The 17,484-nt window shown below is 47.3% G+C and carries 13 protein-coding genes; 11 read left to right on the top strand and 2 right to left on the bottom strand.

Annotation, left to right across the window (positions count from 1 at the left end):
• The first annotated feature begins 46 nt into the window (after window positions 1-46).
• From E0698_RS07310 to E0698_RS07300, 3 genes are all read left to right on the top strand, one after another.
• Window positions 47-2,179 carry an ABC transporter ATP-binding protein gene (locus tag E0698_RS07310; protein WP_192511116.1) on the top strand — a complete coding sequence of 711 codons (2,133 nt, stop codon included), beginning with the start codon at window positions 47-49 and terminating at the stop codon, window positions 2,177-2,179.
• A 111-nt stretch (window positions 2,180-2,290) separates the two neighbouring features.
• Window positions 2,291-3,463, top strand: coding sequence for a M20 metallopeptidase family protein (locus tag E0698_RS07305; protein ID WP_192511115.1), 1,173 nt, complete (start codon window positions 2,291-2,293; stop codon window positions 3,461-3,463).
• Window positions 3,464-3,946: 483 nt separating this feature from the next.
• Entirely contained in the window at window positions 3,947-7,018 is a 3,072-nt protein-coding gene (locus tag E0698_RS07300; protein WP_192511114.1) for a X2-like carbohydrate binding domain-containing protein, read from the top strand.
• A 511-nt stretch (window positions 7,019-7,529) separates the two neighbouring features.
• Here the strand turns inward: E0698_RS07300 and E0698_RS07295 are convergent.
• Window positions 7,530-8,447, bottom strand: a complete 918-nt coding sequence (locus tag E0698_RS07295) for an AEC family transporter (protein ID WP_134914645.1) — start codon at window positions 8,445-8,447, stop codon at window positions 7,530-7,532.
• A 248-nt stretch (window positions 8,448-8,695) separates the two neighbouring features.
• On the opposite strand from E0698_RS07295, the gene E0698_RS07290 reads away from it, so the two are divergent.
• On the top strand, window positions 8,696-9,697 hold the full coding sequence (locus E0698_RS07290; protein WP_192511113.1) for a copper amine oxidase N-terminal domain-containing protein: 1,002 nt from the start codon (window positions 8,696-8,698) through the stop codon (window positions 9,695-9,697).
• A gap of 125 nt (window positions 9,698-9,822) precedes the next feature.
• Entirely contained in the window at window positions 9,823-10,611 is a 789-nt protein-coding gene (locus E0698_RS07285; protein WP_192511112.1) for an SDR family oxidoreductase, read from the top strand.
• Between the two features lie 102 nt (window positions 10,612-10,713).
• Here E0698_RS07285 and E0698_RS07280 read toward each other — a convergent pair whose 3' ends face one another.
• Window positions 10,714-11,442: a DsbA family oxidoreductase gene (locus E0698_RS07280; RefSeq protein WP_134914647.1), complete on the bottom strand. Its 729-nt coding sequence runs from the start codon at window positions 11,440-11,442 to the stop codon at window positions 10,714-10,716.
• A gap of 208 nt (window positions 11,443-11,650) precedes the next feature.
• Between E0698_RS07280 and E0698_RS07275 the strand changes: the two genes are divergently transcribed.
• Genes E0698_RS07275 through rbsB form a run of 6 tightly spaced genes read left to right on the top strand, consistent with a single transcriptional unit; the run spans window position 11,651 to window position 17,445 of the window.
• Entirely contained in the window at window positions 11,651-12,679 is a 1,029-nt protein-coding gene (locus E0698_RS07275) for a LacI family DNA-binding transcriptional regulator (protein WP_192511111.1), read from the top strand.
• Window positions 12,672-13,550 carry a ribokinase gene (gene rbsK / locus E0698_RS07270; RefSeq protein WP_192511110.1) on the top strand — a complete coding sequence of 293 codons (879 nt, stop codon included), beginning with the start codon at window positions 12,672-12,674 and terminating at the stop codon, window positions 13,548-13,550. Before E0698_RS07275 ends, rbsK begins: the two co-directional genes overlap by 8 nt.
• Window position 13,551: 1 nt before the next feature.
• Window positions 13,552-13,986: a D-ribose pyranase gene (rbsD, locus tag E0698_RS07265; RefSeq protein WP_192511109.1), complete on the top strand. Its 435-nt coding sequence runs from the start codon at window positions 13,552-13,554 to the stop codon at window positions 13,984-13,986.
• Between the two features lie 53 nt (window positions 13,987-14,039).
• Window positions 14,040-15,521 carry a sugar ABC transporter ATP-binding protein gene (locus E0698_RS07260; protein WP_192511108.1) on the top strand — a complete coding sequence of 494 codons (1,482 nt, stop codon included), beginning with the start codon at window positions 14,040-14,042 and terminating at the stop codon, window positions 15,519-15,521.
• 1 nt (window position 15,522) lies between these two features.
• Window positions 15,523-16,491 carry a ribose ABC transporter permease RbsC gene (gene rbsC, locus E0698_RS07255; RefSeq protein ID WP_192511107.1) on the top strand — a complete coding sequence of 323 codons (969 nt, stop codon included), beginning with the start codon at window positions 15,523-15,525 and terminating at the stop codon, window positions 16,489-16,491.
• A gap of 33 nt (window positions 16,492-16,524) precedes the next feature.
• On the top strand, window positions 16,525-17,445 hold the full coding sequence (rbsB, locus tag E0698_RS07250; RefSeq protein WP_192511106.1) for a ribose ABC transporter substrate-binding protein RbsB: 921 nt from the start codon (window positions 16,525-16,527) through the stop codon (window positions 17,443-17,445).
• Window positions 17,446-17,484 lie beyond the last annotated feature (39 nt).

The raw sequence follows: 17,484 nt of genomic DNA, 5'->3' as shown, positions 1-17,484 counted from the left end.
CATTCAGGAAGCCTATTCGTTAGTGCTATAGAAGGAGGGAGTTCGTTTGTCATCATTGCTGGAGATAGAACATTTGTCGGTCGATTTTCACACTAAAAAAGGTTTGCTGCAAGCACTCGACAACGTATCGCTGACGATCGGGGCGGGGGAAACGGTCTGCCTCGTTGGTGAATCCGGTAGCGGAAAAACGATTACCTCCAAGGCGATTATGCGGCTGATCGATTATGAGAACGGACGAATTGCCCAAGGACAAATACGGTTGAAGGGCATAGATTTGACTGTTTTGTCGCAGCAGGAATTACGCTCACTTCGCGGCAAAAAGATGGCGATGGTATTTCAGGAGCCGATGGCGGCGTTTGATCCGGTGTACACCATTGGATATCAACTGATGGAAATCATTATGGAGCACGATCGGAAGACACGGAAGCAGGCGTGGGCTCATGTGGTTCATTTGCTGAACAGGGTAGGGATTCCTGAGCCGGAAATCCGTATGAAGCAGTATCCAGGAGAGCTGTCCGGCGGGATGCTGCAACGGGCGATGATTGCGATGGCGCTGTCATGTGGCCCTGAACTGCTGATTGCGGATGAACCGACGACAGCGCTGGATGTAACGATTCAATCGCAAATTTTGCAGTTGCTTCAGGAATTAAAGGTGGAATTCAACATGTCGATTCTGCTAATTACGCATGATTTGGGTATTGCAGCGGAGATTGCGGATCGAATTGTTGTGATGTATGCCGGGCGAGTCGTGGAGCAGGCCGTAACGGAAGAGCTGTTCGAGCTGCCGCTGCATCCGTACACAAGAGGATTGCTTCGTTCGGTGGCAACATTGGATACAGATCGCAGCGGCAAGCTGTTTTCGATCCCGGGGGCCATCCCCAGCCTGAGCGCTTTGCCGTCTGGCTGCTTGTTCCACCCGCGTTGCCCGCATGCGACGGATCAATGTAAAAACGAAGCCCCTCCCTTGGCTGCCAAGAATGGACGTGAGGTAGCTTGCTGGCATTCGGAGCAGTTGGCTGCGTCCGGTGATTGGCGTATTTCAGAGGTATCTCTGGAAGGGCGAGTCTCGGCAGATGCTGTTGAAGAAGCGGCAGAAGTAAAGGAAGAAGTGACGTATGTATCTGCTGTTGATGGGGGCAAAGTGAGCGGTGATGGCGTACAGGTAAAGGAATCTGCAAAATCTAATGTAACTGTTGCAGGCACAGGGAATGACAAGCAGAATTTGTTTCGGGTGGATGGACTTCGCAAGTATTATCCGGTGAAAAGAAGCTTTCCCGGTCGGGCAGGTGCTTTCATCCGGGCGGTGGATGATGTATCGTTTTCGATCCGACAGGGTGAAACCTTTGGACTAGTCGGCGAATCCGGCAGTGGTAAGTCTACTTTGGGCCGTCTTCTGATGCAGTTGGAACGCCCAACCTCAGGGCAGGTATGGTTTCAGGATCGGGAGCTGACAAAGTTAGGGAATTCCGAATTACGATCTGCACGCCGTGATATGCAGATGATTTTTCAAGACCCTTATGGATCACTTGATCCGCGTTGGAATGTGGGGGATATTATCGGTGAACCGCTTGCGGTTCATGAAGGGCTGAGTGGTAATGCCAAACGGGAACGGGTCGAGGAACTGCTAAGTGCAGTCGGATTGTCGCCTTCGCTGATCACGCGGTTTCCGCATGAATTTTCGGGAGGCCAGCGCCAGCGGATCGGGATTGCCCGTGCAATTGCGCTGCAACCGCAGTTTATTTTGGCGGATGAGGCAGTGTCGGCTTTGGATGTTTCCGTTCAGGCGCAAATTGTCAATCTGCTTCAGGATTTACAGCGCAAGCTGGATACGACCTATTTGTTTATCGCGCACGGATTGCACATTGTCCGACATATATCGGACCGGATTGGGGTCATGTACTTGGGTAAGCTCGTAGAAATTGCGCCAAGCGAGGAGATTTTCCGGCATCCGGCACATCCCTATACCCGAGGGCTTGTTGCTTCCATACCCAATCCGAATCCGAAAAACCGACGGAAGCTGATTACGGTACAAGGTGAGATTCCTTCGCCTGCGAAGCCACCGTCCGGTTGTCGTTTTCATACTCGTTGTCCGCTGGCGACCTCGCTTTGCCGTGAGGAAGCGCCGGAACTGACAGCGATTGGCACAGGACATTATGCCGCTTGTCACTACCCGGCCTAAATCAAAGACATATCTTCTTTGGCTTGTTATCGGCAGGATGGAAGATTCTACAGTAAATTCATGGTAAGATAAACATATAATTAAATAAATTCAATAGGAAAAGAGGGTATTATGCTAGAGAAATGGGTTCAGGAATTGAAAGATGGTGAGCAAGACCTGATTGCGTGGAGAAGACATCTGCATCAGCATCCCGAGCTTTCTTTTGAAGAAACGAATACGTCTGTATTTATCGCCGATCAATTGCGATCTTTTGGCATTGAGGTGAGAACGAATGTGGGCGGGAACGGCGTGCTCGGGTTTTTGGAGGGCGGCCATCCAGGCAGAACGATCGCATTTCGTGCCGATTTTGATGCGCTTCCTATTCAGGATGAAAAGGATGCGCCCTATAAATCCACGGTTCCCGGTGTTATGCATGCTTGTGGACATGATGGCCATACGGCTGCGCTACTAGGAGTAGCACGTGTATTAAGCTATAACCGGGAGGCTCTGAAGGGCAAGCTCGTGTTTATTTTTCAACATGCGGAAGAAAAACCGCCCGGCGGAGCCAAGTTTATGATTGAGGATGGCTGTTTGGATGGGGTAGAGGCGGTATATGGTATTCACCTCGCATCTGAAATTCCACTTGGTAAAATTGGATTAAAGAGTGGGCCTGCGGTGGCGGCTGTCGACGCATTTACGATCCAGATCAACGGCAAAGGCGGGCATGGCGCGCGACCGCATCAGACGGTAGACTCTATTGTCATCGGTAGCCAAATTGTGAACGGATTGCAGCAGGTGGTCAGTCGCAGGGTTGACCCTATTGAATCAGCGGTGCTGACCATTGGTGTTTTTCAGGCGGGAACCGCCTTCAATGTTATTGCGGATAAGGCTAAAATCGAAGGGACCGTGCGTACGTTCAATAAAGAAGTGCGCAAGGAGGTCGAGAATGAAATCCGCAGTATTGTCAAGGGTTTGACTGAGGCTTATCATGCAGGATATGAAATTGACTATCTGAATGGCTATCCTTCTTTAGTAAATGCTGAAGCCGAAACCGAACGTGTACGCGAGCTTGTCGGCAGGCTGTATGGAGCTGACGCTTTTCTGGATCTGAAGCCGGTCATGGGAGCAGAGGACTTTGCTTATTATTTGGAGCAGCGACCGGGAGCCTTCATTCATGTCGGGGCGCGTAATGAGGATGAACGAACACATTATGCTCACCACCATCCTCATTTTGATTTTGATGAACGTGCATTGCTTGTGTCAGGCCACATATTTTTGGCACTGGCGCTTGAATATTTGCAATAATAAAGGATATATTTAATATTTACCGTTGGCATTCACAGAAGCCGGAACCGCGCATAGCGCGGTTTTTTGGCGTATATCAAAGTATTTTGACGGGGGTTAAAGAATGAGAAATAAAGTAATTATTTCAATATATGAAAAATTCATAATAGTAATATATAAAAGGTATCAACGCCCAGGAGAAGGATCAACCCCACATTGTAAGCCGCGGAGCAAGTGATGATATTAACATAATCTTGATTTTTTACACAAGGAACCAAGAAAAAGATGACGAATCTATTGAGCAAGATAAAATGTAAGCGCTTTATAAAAAGTGATTCCTGTTGCATTTCATTGATAACGACTGGAGGTGAGGCCGAGAGAAGCATTGATCAGACTATGTTGGTTGGAGATACAATGATAGGAACGAATCCGGAATCGGCTGATTTCTTTCATCTGGAAATGACTCGCATATTCAAATGAAAATGGAGAAGGAGGTTAAATTCAATGACGAAGGCAAAAAGCAGGTTTAGGATCGCGTGTCTGGCGTTAGTGGTAGCGGGTGCTTCCTGGACGGGATTGATAACGCCGACACATGCCGCTCCAAGTGATGAGTATACCTGGAAGAGTGTGGTCACGGGTGGAGGTGGCGGTTTTGTACCCGGTATCATTTTTAATGAGAAGGAAAAAAATCTGATCTATGCCCGTACGGATATTGGAGGTGCTTACCGCTGGAACCCCACTGACGAGAGCTGGATTCCGTTGACGGATTCTGTGGGCTGGGAAGACTGGAACAAAAATGGCGTGGATGCGTTGGCGACCGATCCTGTTGATCCAAATCGTGTATATATAGCTACTGGTACGTATACCAATTCATGGGACAAGCAAAACGGACAGATTATACGGTCAACCGACCGGGGCAATACGTGGCAGACAACGAAGCTTCCTTTTAAGGTGGGAGGCAATATGCCAGGACGCTCGATGGGCGAACGTCTGACGATTGATCCTAATAAGAACAATATTTTGTTCTTCGGGGCACGGAGCGGTAATGGATTATGGAAAAGCTCGGATTATGGGGCAACCTGGAGCAAGGTGAGTAGCTTCCCGAATCCGGGCACGTATGTACAGGACCCTTCCAATGAGTACACCAGTGATATTGTCGGTTTGGCCTGGATTACGTTTGACAAAAAGACGGGCTCTTCCAGCAAAGCTACACAGACGATTTATGTGGGGGTAGCTGATAAGAATCAAAGTGTCTATCGCAGTACAGATGGCGGGACAACCTGGTCCGCTGTAGCAGGACAGCCAACGGGCTATTTACCGCATCATGGCGTGTTGTCATCGGACGGCAACCTGTATATCTCTTATAGCGATGGAGCAGGTCCATATGACGGGACAAAGGGTGATGTGTGGAAATTGAATACAGCCAGTGGTCAATGGACCAATATAAGTCCTGTTGCCAGTAGCAGCACGGACAATTATTTTGGATATGGTGGACTGACAGTAGACGCTCAGAAGCCGGGTACTCTGATGGTGGCTACGCTGAATTCCTGGTGGCCGGATGCAACGATTTATCGCAGCACCGACAGCGGGGCAACCTGGAGCCCCATTTGGGAATTCGATGGTTATCCAACTCGCAAGCTGAAATACAATTTGGATATATCAGGTGCGCCTTGGCTGACTTTCAATGCCAACCCTGCTCCGCCGGAAGTATCGCCCAAGCTGGGCTGGATGATCGGGGATCTGGAGATTGATCCATTTAATCCAGACCATATGTTATACGGCACAGGAGCTACGATTTACGGCTCCAAAAATGTGACCAACTGGGACAAAGGCAGCAAGCTGGACATTTCGGTAGCAGCTAAGGGATTAGAGGAAACAGCGATCTTGGATCTCGTAAGCCCTCCAACCGGTGCGCCTTTGGTGAGTGCAGTAGGGGATGTCTCCGGGTTCAGACATGACGATCTGTTCAAGGCTCCAGCTAAAATGCTGGATAATCCCACTTTTACAAGCAGTGAAAGCATCGACTATGCCGAGCTGAATCCAGCTTTTATGGCGCGGGTAGGCAAAGCAGATTACAAAAAAGATCCGAATGCCAAATCCATCGGCTTCTCCAATGATGGGGGAGCGAACTGGTATAAAGCGAACAGTGAGCCTTCCGGCACAGTTGGAGGGGGAAGCATAGCTGTTGCGGCCGATGGTAATGGCTTGCTCTGGAGTACCTCGGACAAAGGCGTATTTTACTCCAAAACAGGCGGCAACTCATGGACCGCAAGTACAGGGATTCCAGCGAATGCGAAGATTGCCTCAGACCGGGTGAATCCTAACAAATACTATGCGTTCGCCGCCGGAAAAATATATATCAGCACCAATGGAGGCGTATCGTTCACAGCCTCGGCGGTATCAGGCTTACCAACAGAAGGTAATGCCGATATTGATGCAGTACGTGGAGCAGAAGGGGATGTATGGTTCGCTGGGGGCTCTGAGGATGGAGGGCCATACGGCTTGTGGCATTCCAAGGATTCCGGCGTTACGTTCACCAAGCTCGCTAATGTGCAGGAGGCAGACTTTGTAGGCTTTGGTAAAGCAGCACAGAATCGTACCAATGCAACTGTATTCATCGTTGGTAAAATCGACGGTACACGCGGATTTTATCGTTCGGACGATGCTGGCGCAAACTGGGTACGCATTAATGACGACAAGCATCAATATGCACGGGTGACGACCATTATCGGTGATCCCCGAGTTTATGGGCGTGCCTATTTGGGAACAAATGGCCGCGGTATTCTGGTGGCAGATCGTGTGAGCGGTGATCAGCCATCTGCGGGTCAGTCTAGTATTACGCCGACGACTGCAACCTATGGACCGGATAATACCAATGCTGATATTTCCGTCAAGCTTACACTGAGCGGTAATACGTTAGACGCCATCCAGCAGGGTAGCGTGGTGCTGAAAAAAGGTGAAGATTATACGATCAATGGAGAAACGGTTACCTTTTCCAATAGTTATTTGTCCAAACTCCCTAAAGGAGACACAGCGCTAACGTTTCATTTTAATGCAGGTAGCGATGTGCTGTTCACGGTGACAGTAAAGGAAAATACACCAAGCGAGCCGGGAACAGAACAGGGTGTTCTCAAGGTACAGACCTTCAACGGTAATGTATCTGAAACAAGTAACACGATCAGCTCCAAGTTTAAAATTACAAATACAGGAACTTCGTCCGTTTCCCTTGCGGATGTGACGCTGCGTTATTATTACACTATAAATGGGGATAAACCCCAAAACTTCTTCGCGGATTGGTCAAGCATTGGTCCTGAGAATGTGGTCGCCAGCTTCAAAACACTATCCAATGTTAAACCGGGAGCAGATTCTTATGTGGAAATCGGCTTTAAGTCCGGTGCGGGTTCTTTAGAACCCGGTCAAAGTGTGGAGCTGCAAACCCGGATATCCAAAGCGGACTGGAGCAATTACACCCAAACCGATGATTATTCCTTTGATGCCACAGCAACCAGCTTAAAAGATTCCACTAAGGTAATCGCTTACTTGGCTGGAAGCAAGCAATGGGGGATAGAGCCTTAAATCCTGATAAGGTAAGGGCAATCGGAACGAAAAGGGCACCATTACCAAAAGGCTGCTAAACTGCTTTGCAGCATTTAGCATGAAACAACCCTAAAGTCAGCCACTCTTGATTGAGTGAGCTGGCTTTAGGGTTGTTGGCCTTGTAGACTCTCAGTCCATTTTCGGTAACAGAGCATCGACAAATTGGAACCAGCAACGAATAGAGCAGCTTTAATAACATCATTTATAATTATTTCACTATATGAAAAATTCATAATAGAAAAGCTATTCTTTCACGCATACAATCTCCATAAAACACACACACCACTTTAAACAGAAAAAGGTGAATTGTTACGAACGTATGTTCTTTTTTTGAGAAAAGAAATGCTCTTGTCCTCAGACAAAAGCATTTCTATATATGCGGAACTCGAAAAATGAACGTTAAAAACGGAGTAGGCGGAATGGTGCTGTACAAGCGAAGCGGTGGCGATGGGAAGCACTATCCGACTGCGCAGTGGCACGATAGGTAACATCAAACAAGGTATCGGGATGCTGAAATCAACAGCGTCATCGTAATGACATTGACAATGGTTGAGAGCAGTACCGTTTGAGCTGCGAAATCGGGTTCATTTTTATATTCCTCAGCCAAAATACTTGTATTAACACCGGTAGGCATACCGGATGCAATCAGCAGGGCTTGTGCTGGAATCCCTTTAAGCCCAAGCAAGAGTACGAGCAGAAAACCGACCGCAGGACCGGCAATCAGACGCAGCACCATACTGATATACACGGCTGTACGCCGCAGACGAAAGGGATATTGCACAATTTGCGCTCCCAAGGTAAGCAGAGCAACGGCAACCATCGACTGGCTGATATAATTCAACGGCTCTGCCAGTAAATTGGGCAATGGACTGTGTAACAGATTTAGCAGCAAGCCCAGCACGAGGGCATAAGGAACCGGCATTTTCAAAAAATTAATCAGAATTTTTCGAGTGTCGGCCTTGCCGTTCTGTACAACAAAGGTACCGTATGTAAAGGTGACAAAGCTTTGAAAGGTCATAATCAGTGCTTGAACGGACGTAGCCAGCGGATCACCTTTGAATACTAACTGATTGATCGGTAGACCGTAATTTCCCGAATTATCAAGCATGACACTGTTTGTAAAAGCTCCCCGCATTCCGGGGCTGTATTTCAGAGATCTGGCGACGGTTGTGCTGATTACGTACAGAATAGCTATGTACAAGGCATAAAAAAGCGAAACCTCACCCATGAGCATTAAGGATATTTCCGAGTTATAAAGACCCGTAAACACAACTGCGGGGGTGATATAGTAAAAATTGATTTTAGCTAAGGTGTACAAGTCCAGTCGGAAAAAATATTGCATGATACAACCAAAACCGATAAGTACAAAAATAGGTAAAACAACGTCCAAAAGAATGGTGCCGAACATGTCTGTTTCATCTTCTTTCTATTATGCGAATGTAAAGGCTGATTCTTAAAAATGCATGTGTAATTCTCATTATACTGTGCAAATAGGTTAGGCGTATAATAAAATTTTATAGTGGTTGGCAATCTGGACTGCAGCTATAGCGGTGTCTCACACATTAGTTAAAGAAAAGATAAAAAATCAGCTTAGAGAAGCCGTTAATACGTCTAGGGACATTTGAGCCCGGCCTTTACTAAAGGAGGAATCGCATCATGAGAAACACTTGGACAGCTTTACTAGCGTGTATACTGGTCTTGGGGTTGGCAGCGGGAACCGCTGAAGCCAAGCAGGGACGCGGAAATGATCAGGAGAACAAACAGGAAGCAAAGACGTCTGTTAAAGACGGGAATGAAAAGAGCGGGGAAGAGCTAACCGATCCCCATGACTCAGACAATGATCAGTCCAAAAAACAAAAGGACAAAGCATCCGGTAAAAAGGATGAAAACAGTAAAAAAGACAAACACGCAGAAATCAGAAAAACTGAACCTGTTGCAGTAACGGATGATACATACGGGGAGTCCAAAGACCATAATGGTCACAAGGGACGCAACGGTTACAAGGGTCTGCTTAACGCGGTAGAAAATACGAAGGATAAGCCGGCGGGAGCGGTTATTGCGAATCTGCTGCTTACGAAATACCCGGACCGTTTGACTCCGGAGCAGGTTGCTGAACTTGAATTGATCCGGAATTCTGGTAAAGCACTGACTGAGGCAGCTGAGCTACTGGCTGAAAACGGAAATGTGACAGATGCCGTTTACATGCAGGAGGAGGCGGTACTGGCTAATGTGTCCGATCTGGACAGCTACAAAAAGCTGGGTGAATTCTCGAAGAAGGCCGGACGGCCGTCGGGTATGAAGCTGTTCGTGAATGGTGAAGAATACGATGCCAAACCGATTAACCGCAATGGGACCACACTTGTTTCGTTTAGAACAGCTTCCGAAGCTTTGGATGCAAAGGTTTCCTGGGATCCGAAAGAAAAGGCTGTTACTGTCACCCGTAACGGCGTGTCCGTCAAATTATTTGTTAACAGTCCGAAAGCATATATTAACGGTCAGCCCTATTCTATCGAGCAGCCAGCATCCATAGTGGATGGAACGACAATGGTACCTGTAAGGGTAATCGGAGAGGCCTTGGGGACAAATGTTAAATGGGAGCCTGAGAGCCAGTCCGTTGTTGTATACGAGCAACCAACAACACCTGCATCAACATCATAACGTGCTGTAAACAAACAAAATTTTGTAAACAAAAAGGGCCCCTGACTGAATGTTAAGCTACTCGCATTACGTGCTGTTCATATGTACAATTAAATAGAGAACACAGAGAAAAGGGAGTGGCATAGATGGATTTAGGATTAACGGGAAAAGCTGCCTTTGTTGCAGGCTCCAGCAAAGGGCTTGGCAAGGCAAGCGCACGGGAACTGGCACGTGAAGGTGCGAATGTCGTGATTTCGGGACGGGACGAAGCGGAGCTTCAACATACACAGGCGGAACTACAGGAAACGGCCAGCGGGCGCGTCGAATATGTGGTTTGCGATGTAACGAAACCTGAACATATTTCCGAAGCTATCCGTCGTACAGCAGATTTGTTCGGCACCGTCAATATTTTAGTTAACAATGCGGGCGGGCCTCCTGCGGGAACCTTTGATGATTTTACGGATGAAGTTTGGCTACAAGCCTTTGAGCAAAATTTGCTTAGTCATATCCGGTTAATTCGTGAAGCTCTACCATATATGAAAAAACAACAAAGCGGCCGAATTTTAAATATTGCATCCTCGTCGGTTAAGCAGCCGATTCCGGGTCTTATTATCTCGAATACACTACGTACGGGTGTCGCTGGATTGGCGAAAACACTGTCTCTGGAATTAGCTCCTTACAATATCCTGGTACATACCGTAGCGCCGGGAAGAATCGCAACCGATCGTGTGCGAAGCTTGGACGAGCATCGGGCCGAGAAGACTCAGCAAACATTAGATCAGGTTCGCAAGCAAGCAGAAGAGGGGATTCCGTTGGGACGATACGGGGAGCCAGAAGAGTTCGGCAGAGTGGTTGCTTTTCTGGCATCCGAAGCCTCATCCTATTTGACGGGCAGTACCATTCTTGTCGATGGCGGGATGATCAAATCATTGTAGCAAATATTAAAAAAGCGCGCCAGCATACGGTCTAATCCGATGTCGGCACGCTTTTTTAATGAAAATTCGTTAAGAGGTTGTGAATCGCTGCTCACTGACCCATCAGTTCTCGCGATGTGGCAGCTCACAACCGTCGTCGGTGCATACGCCACCTGCATCGTCTGCGGAGGAGCTTGCGCTTACCATCGTGAACGGAGAGCGTTCGTCCCATGCTTTTTGCAGGGCATCATGGAATACTTCATCTGGCTGAGCACCTGAAACAGCAAATTTTCGATCAAACACAAAGAAAGGCACACCACGAACACCCAACTCAGCACCTTCGGCTTCATCAGCTCTAACTTCGTCCGTAAAGCGGTCACTGGCCAGCACGGCAGCGGCTTCGTCTCGATCCAAACCAACCTCCGCAGCCAGCGCCGTCAGCACTTCATGATCGCCCGTATGTTTTCCTTCTATGAACACAGCCTGGAATAAGCGCTCGCTCAGCTCCAGCATTTTGCCTTGTGTTTGAGCCCAAAGCGTTAAGCGGTGAGCATCCAGAGAATTGGTTGGCACCATAGCATGAATATTGTACTGCAGACCCGCTGTGCGTGCGTTTTCGTTCATACGATCATTCATGGCCTGAGCCTCTTGCAGACTGACGCCATATTTGGCTGACAGCTCTTCATTGATCGTTTTACCACTATCTTTTACAGCATCCGGGTTCAGCTCAAAGCTCTTAAATGTCAATTGCACCTCATCGTGGTGCGGGAATTGCTTCACTACTTGTTCCAAACGGCGTTTGCCGATATAACAGAACGGACACATATAATCAGACCAAACTTCGATATTCATAAGGTAAAGCCTCCATGTATACGTATTTTATCGAGTAACCGGGAGTAAGTAAGCTCACGTTTAGAATGTCAAAGGTGAAACTTAATCAGTTACAATGAGAATTATAAGACCAAAACCTGCTGTGTGCAAATATTTATGCTTGTCAAAAAATAAATGCTGTGATATTTTATATGTGTAACCGGTTACACATTGGAGTTGAAACTACACAATGACAACAATTAAACAGGTCGCCAGCTTTGCAGGCGTTTCCGTAGCAACCGTATCCAGAGTTATTAATGAAACCGGATATGTGCATGAGGATACACGCCGCAAGGTTGAGGCCGCTGTTAAGCAACTAAATTACAAACCCAACGAAGTTGCTCGTTCTTTGTACAAAAAGAAATCCAGATTGATCGGCCTGCTTCTACCGGATATTACGAATCCTTACTTTCCCTTGCTAGCTCGTGGAGTGGAGGATCGAATGCAAGAAAATGATTTTCGAATTATTTTTGGCAATAGTGATGAGGATCGGCAAAAAGAACTGGATTACATGGATACCTTTATTCAAAATAATGTCGTTGGCGTCATTTCATCTACAAATGATCCCAATGCTGATTGCTACGCCAAGTTGAAAATCCCTGTCGTTTTTCTTGATCGAACTTCCAATGACAGTCCTTCCGTATATGCGGATGGTGCTCATGGCGGTCGACTTGCAGCGAAGGAAATCGTGACCCGTGGTAGCAAACAAATTACGGTCATGCAGGGGCCGGCGCATATTCGTCCGGCACAGGATCGTTTTCGCGGGGCGGTTGAAGAACTTCAGCAATCGAATATTGTCTATCATGTCGTCAAGACGACGTCCTTTTCGTTCAAGGAAGCCGAGCTGTGGGCCAAAGAGCTGTTCAGCAAGCATCCGGATACGGACGGAGTCATTGCGAGTAACGATATTGTGGCTACAGCGGTGATGCATGAGGCACATAGATTAGGAAAAAAAATCCCGGATGATGTTCAGATTATCGGGTTTGATGATATACCGTTAAGCAGCTTGTTATTCCCGCCATTGTCAACTATTCGGCAGCCTGCTTATGAAATGGGATGGGAAGCAGCAGGCTTGCTGATTCAACTGATTGAACAGTCACAAGCAACGAAGTCAAGCGTACCTAATCTTCATTCGAACATACTTACCCATTCAAGCATACAATTGCCCGTCAAATTCATTGAACGGGAAACGACCAGAAAGGTGGATTATCATGGCTAAAATCACGATTATCGGAAGCAGCTCTATGGATCTTGTAGTGACTTCATCCAAGCGCCCCGGTGCAGGAGAAACGGTACTGGGTGAAAGCTTTACAACCGTGCCCGGAGGGAAAGGAGCCAATCAGGCAGTAGCCGCAGCCCGTCTCGGAGCGGACGTTACGATGATTGGACGCGTAGGGGATGATCATTTTGGTCAACAGATTTTACGGAATTTTGAAGAAAATCATGTTCAAGTTGGCTATGTGAAACCGGTTACACATATGGAAAGCGGTACAGCACATATTGTGCTGGCTGAAGGTGATAACAGTATTGTTGTTGTAAAAGCAGCGAATAATGAAATAACTCCAGCCTATGTGGAGGAAGCGATCGATGTGATCCGAAATTCGGATATGGTGCTCATTCAACAGGAAATACCTGAGGAAACGGTCGTATACGTGAGCAAAATTTGCGCCAAGTATCAGGTGCCGCTGTTGCTGAATCCCGCTCCGGCTCGTGAGGTGGAAGCAAGTGTGATTGAGAACGCAACATACATTACGCCAAATGAGCATGAAGCCGCTATTATGTTCAAGGGCCAAAGCCTTCAAGAGGCTCTACGTCAATATCCGAACAAGTTGTTTGTTACAGAAGGCAGCAATGGTGTTCGGTTTTTCGACGGAGAACAGGAGATCGTTGTCCCTACTTATAAAGTAGAAGCCGTGGATACGACAGGTGCAGGGGATACATTTAACGCTGCATTTGCGGTGGCGCTGGCTGAGGGAAAATCGCTGGCAGACAGTGTGAAATTCGCCAATCGTGCTGCATCGCTGTCCGTTACCAAATTTGGGGCACAGGGTGGTATGCCAACGCGGCGTGAAGTGGAGGAGCAATTATAATATGAAAAAACATGGAATCCTGAACAGTCATATATCCAAGGTACTGTCGGATCTCGGTCACACGGACTATATTGTCGTGGCCGATGCCGGCTTACCCATTCCTGAAGGCGTTTCCAAAATTGATTTGGCTCTCAAATTGGGCGTACCGTCCTTTCAGGATGTCGTTGATGTAATCGCAGCAGACATGGTGGTCGAAAAGGTAATGTTGGCTGAAGAAATTAAACAGGGGAATAAGGAAGCTTTACGGTATATTAGCCGCACATTTGCAGGGGAACAGTCAGAAAATTCGCAGATCACGGCGCAAACCGCCGCCATTGAGTTTTGTTCGCATGAACAATTCAAGGAGTTGACCCGTCATGCCAAGGTGGTCATTCGCACAGGAGAAAATAAGCCGTTTGCCAATTGTATTTTGCAGGCCGGGGTTTATTTTGGATAAAGCCTATTTTGGATTTTGGATAAGTTCATTTTGGATATAAAGGAGGGGACAGCATGCAGATTCAAATGAAGGGAATTCACAAAGCCTTTGGAACCAATCAGGTGCTGAGTGGTGTTGATTTTGATCTCCGTGAAGGAGAAGTTCATGCACTCATGGGTGAAAATGGGGCAGGTAAATCAACACTTATGAATATTTTAATCGGACTGCATCGCCGTGATGAAGGGACGATTATCATTGACGGTCAGGAAACCTATTTTGCTAACCCTAAAGAGGCGGAACAAAAGGGGATTGCTTTTATCCACCAGGAGCTGAATGTGTGGCCGGAAATGACCGTGTTGGAAAATCTGTTTATTGGGAAGGAAATGACATCCAAGTGGGGATTGCTGGATAGCACCAAAATGAAAGCGCTAGCAAATGAACAATTTGCTAAGCTTGCCGTGAATCTGCCTTTGAGTGGTGAAGCAGGCGAGTGTTCCGTAGGTCAACAGCAGATGATTGAAATAGCCAAAGCATTGATGACGGATGCCAAAGTAATCGTAATGGATGAGCCGACAGCCGCGCTAACTGAACGGGAAATTCAAAAGCTGTTTGAGGTTATTACTTCCTTGAAAAAAGAAGGCGTTTCCATAGTGTATATTTCACACCGGATGGAGGAAATATTCGCAATCTGCGACCGGATTACCGTCATGCGTGATGGAAAAACAGTGGATACCCAAGCGATTCCCGATACCGGTTTCGATGAGGTTGTCCGGAAAATGGTCGGCAGGGAGCTAACTGAGCGCTATCCGGCGAGAATACCTGCTTTGGGAGAAGTGGTGCTGGAGGTCAAAAATGCCTCGCACAAAGGTTTATTTGAAAATGTGAATTTTACCGTGCGATCCGGGGAAATTGTGGGCTTTTCAGGTTTGATGGGTTCGGGGCGAACAGAAATCATGCGAGCGCTTTTTGGACTGGATGCTTTAGATAGCGGTGAAATCCATGTGCGTGGAAAAAAGGTGACTATCCGCAAGCCGGATGACGCGGTTAAGCTGGGAATTGGCTTTATTACAGAGGACCGCAAGGATGAGGGATTGGTTTTGGATTTTTCGATCCGGGAAAACATGGTGCTGCCCAATCTGTTCAGCTTTACGTCAAAGGGATTTATTTCAGGCAAAAAAGAGCTGGATTTTGTTAATACATTAATTAAGCGCTTACAAATTAAGACACAATCAGGCGAAACGACGGTACGCAGTTTGTCAGGTGGCAATCAGCAAAAGGTGGTTATTGCCAAATGGGTGGGCATTGGCCCAAGCGTACTTATTCTTGACGAACCAACGAGAGGCGTGGATGTAGGTGCCAAACGGGAAATCTACCAGTTGATGAACGAGCTGACCGAGCGTGGAGTAGCGATCATTATGGTATCCTCAGAACTTCCCGAGGTGCTCGGCATGAGCGATCGTATTATCGTTGTGCATGAAGGTAAAATTAGCGGGGAACTGAGCAGGGAAGAAGCCACGCAAGAATACATTATGACGTTAGCTACAGGAGGACAGTAATATGACAACCATGAATGAAACAAAAGGTGGCAAAGGGTTTCAAATGTCGCAAATCACGCAAAAGATCGGCCCGTTACTGGGACTCATTATTTTGGTCATCATCGTATCGGTCTTGAATCCCAGCTTTTTGGAACCACTTAATATTCTAAATCTGTTGCGTCAAGTATCTATTAATGCACTGATTGCGTTTGGTATGACTTTCGTGATTCTCACAGGTGGGATTGATTTGTCTGTCGGCTCGATCCTAGCTCTATCCAGTGCGTTTGTCGCAAATATGATGCTGGCCGGTTTCGATCCGATTTTGGCGATTATCATTGGCTGTGCGCTGGGTGGCGTCATGGGGATGATTAATGGCCTGATGATTACCAAAGGTAAAATGGCTCCTTTTATTGCCACATTGGCGACCATGACTATTTTTAGAGGATTGACGCTGGTCTATACCAACGGTAATCCAATTACAGGACTCGGAGACAGTCTGGTATTTCAATTGTTCGGCCGTGGTTATCAATTTGGCATTCCGGTTCCGGCGATTACGATGCTCATTACCTTTGCAGTATTGTGGATCATTTTGCATAAAACGCCGTTTGGACGCAAAACGTATGCCATCGGTGGTAACGAGAAGGCTTCGATTGTATCCGGTATTAAAGTACCGCGCGTGAAAATTTGGATTTACTCTCTGGCTGGAATGCTCTCTGCTTTGGCGGGTGCTATTTTGACCTCGCGTTTGAACTCGGCGCAGCCGACAGCAGGTACTTCTTATGAACTGGATGCCATTGCGGCTGTCGTACTGGGCGGAACAAGCCTTTCAGGCGGACGGGGGCGAATCGTAGGTACGTTGATCGGTGTACTCATTATCGGGACGCTGAACAATGGCTTGAATTTGCTGGGTGTGAACTCTTTTTATCAAATGGTGGTCAAAGGGATTGTAATCGCCATTGCTGTATTGATTGACCGTAAGAAATCTGCATAAACCACCTAATCTGTATATAAGGAGACCACTTATATGAAAAAGCTTACATTAATTATGACAGCCCTGCTCCTCCTGCTCATGACAGGCTGTTCTCTGGAACCGCCGGAATGGGCGAAACCTAAAGCAGCCGCGAACTTGAAGGACATTAAAATAGGCTTGTCCATCTCTACACTGAATAATCCATTTTTCGTCTCTCTCAAAGATGGAGTTGTTGCAGAAGCCAAAAAACAAGGATTGCAAGTCATTGTCGTCGATGCGCAAAATGATTCGGCGAAGCAAAGCAATGATGTGGACGATTTGATCCAGCAAGGCGTAAATGCGTTGTTAATTAACCCGACAGATTCGTCGGCTATCTCTACGGTGGTTCAATCCGCGAACGCTCTGAACATCCCGGTCATTACGCTGGATCGTTCGGCTGACAAAGGAGAAGTAAAAGCGCTTGTTGCTTCGGATAATGTAGAGGGTGGACGCATGGCTGCCAGATACGTGATCGATCAGGTCGGAAAAGGTGCAAAGGTCATTGAGCTGGAAGGCGTACCAGGTGCATCGGCTACCCGTGAACGGGGCAAAGGCTTCCACGAAGTAGCGGATAAGGAACTGAACGTTATTGCCAAACAGTCGGCCGATTTTGACCGGACCAAAGGTTTGAATGTCATGGAAAACCTGCTGCAAGGCAACCCGGATGTTCAGGCGGTATTTGCCCATAATGATGAAATGGCGCTTGGGGCAATTGAAGCCATTCAAAGCTCGGGTAAAAATATTCCGGTGATCGGCTTTGACGGCAACGAGGATGCACTTAAATCTATTAAGGAGGGCAAACTCACGGCGACCGTGGCTCAGCAACCCGAACTGATTGGACAATTGGCGGTTCGGGCGGCACAGGATGTACTCCAAGGTAAAACTGTGAAAAAATCAATTCCTGCCAAGCTGGAGTTAGTGGATCAGAAAAAATAAACCGAGTGTATAACCCAACTTTATAAATCAATACACCAT

The sequence above is a fragment of the Paenibacillus sp. 23TSA30-6 genome (genome assembly GCF_014858585.1).
GTDB lineage: Bacteria > Bacillota > Bacilli > Paenibacillales > Paenibacillaceae > Paenibacillus.
The sequence above is the reverse complement of the archived record's forward strand: the minus strand, read 5'-3'. Positions and strand labels throughout refer to the sequence as shown.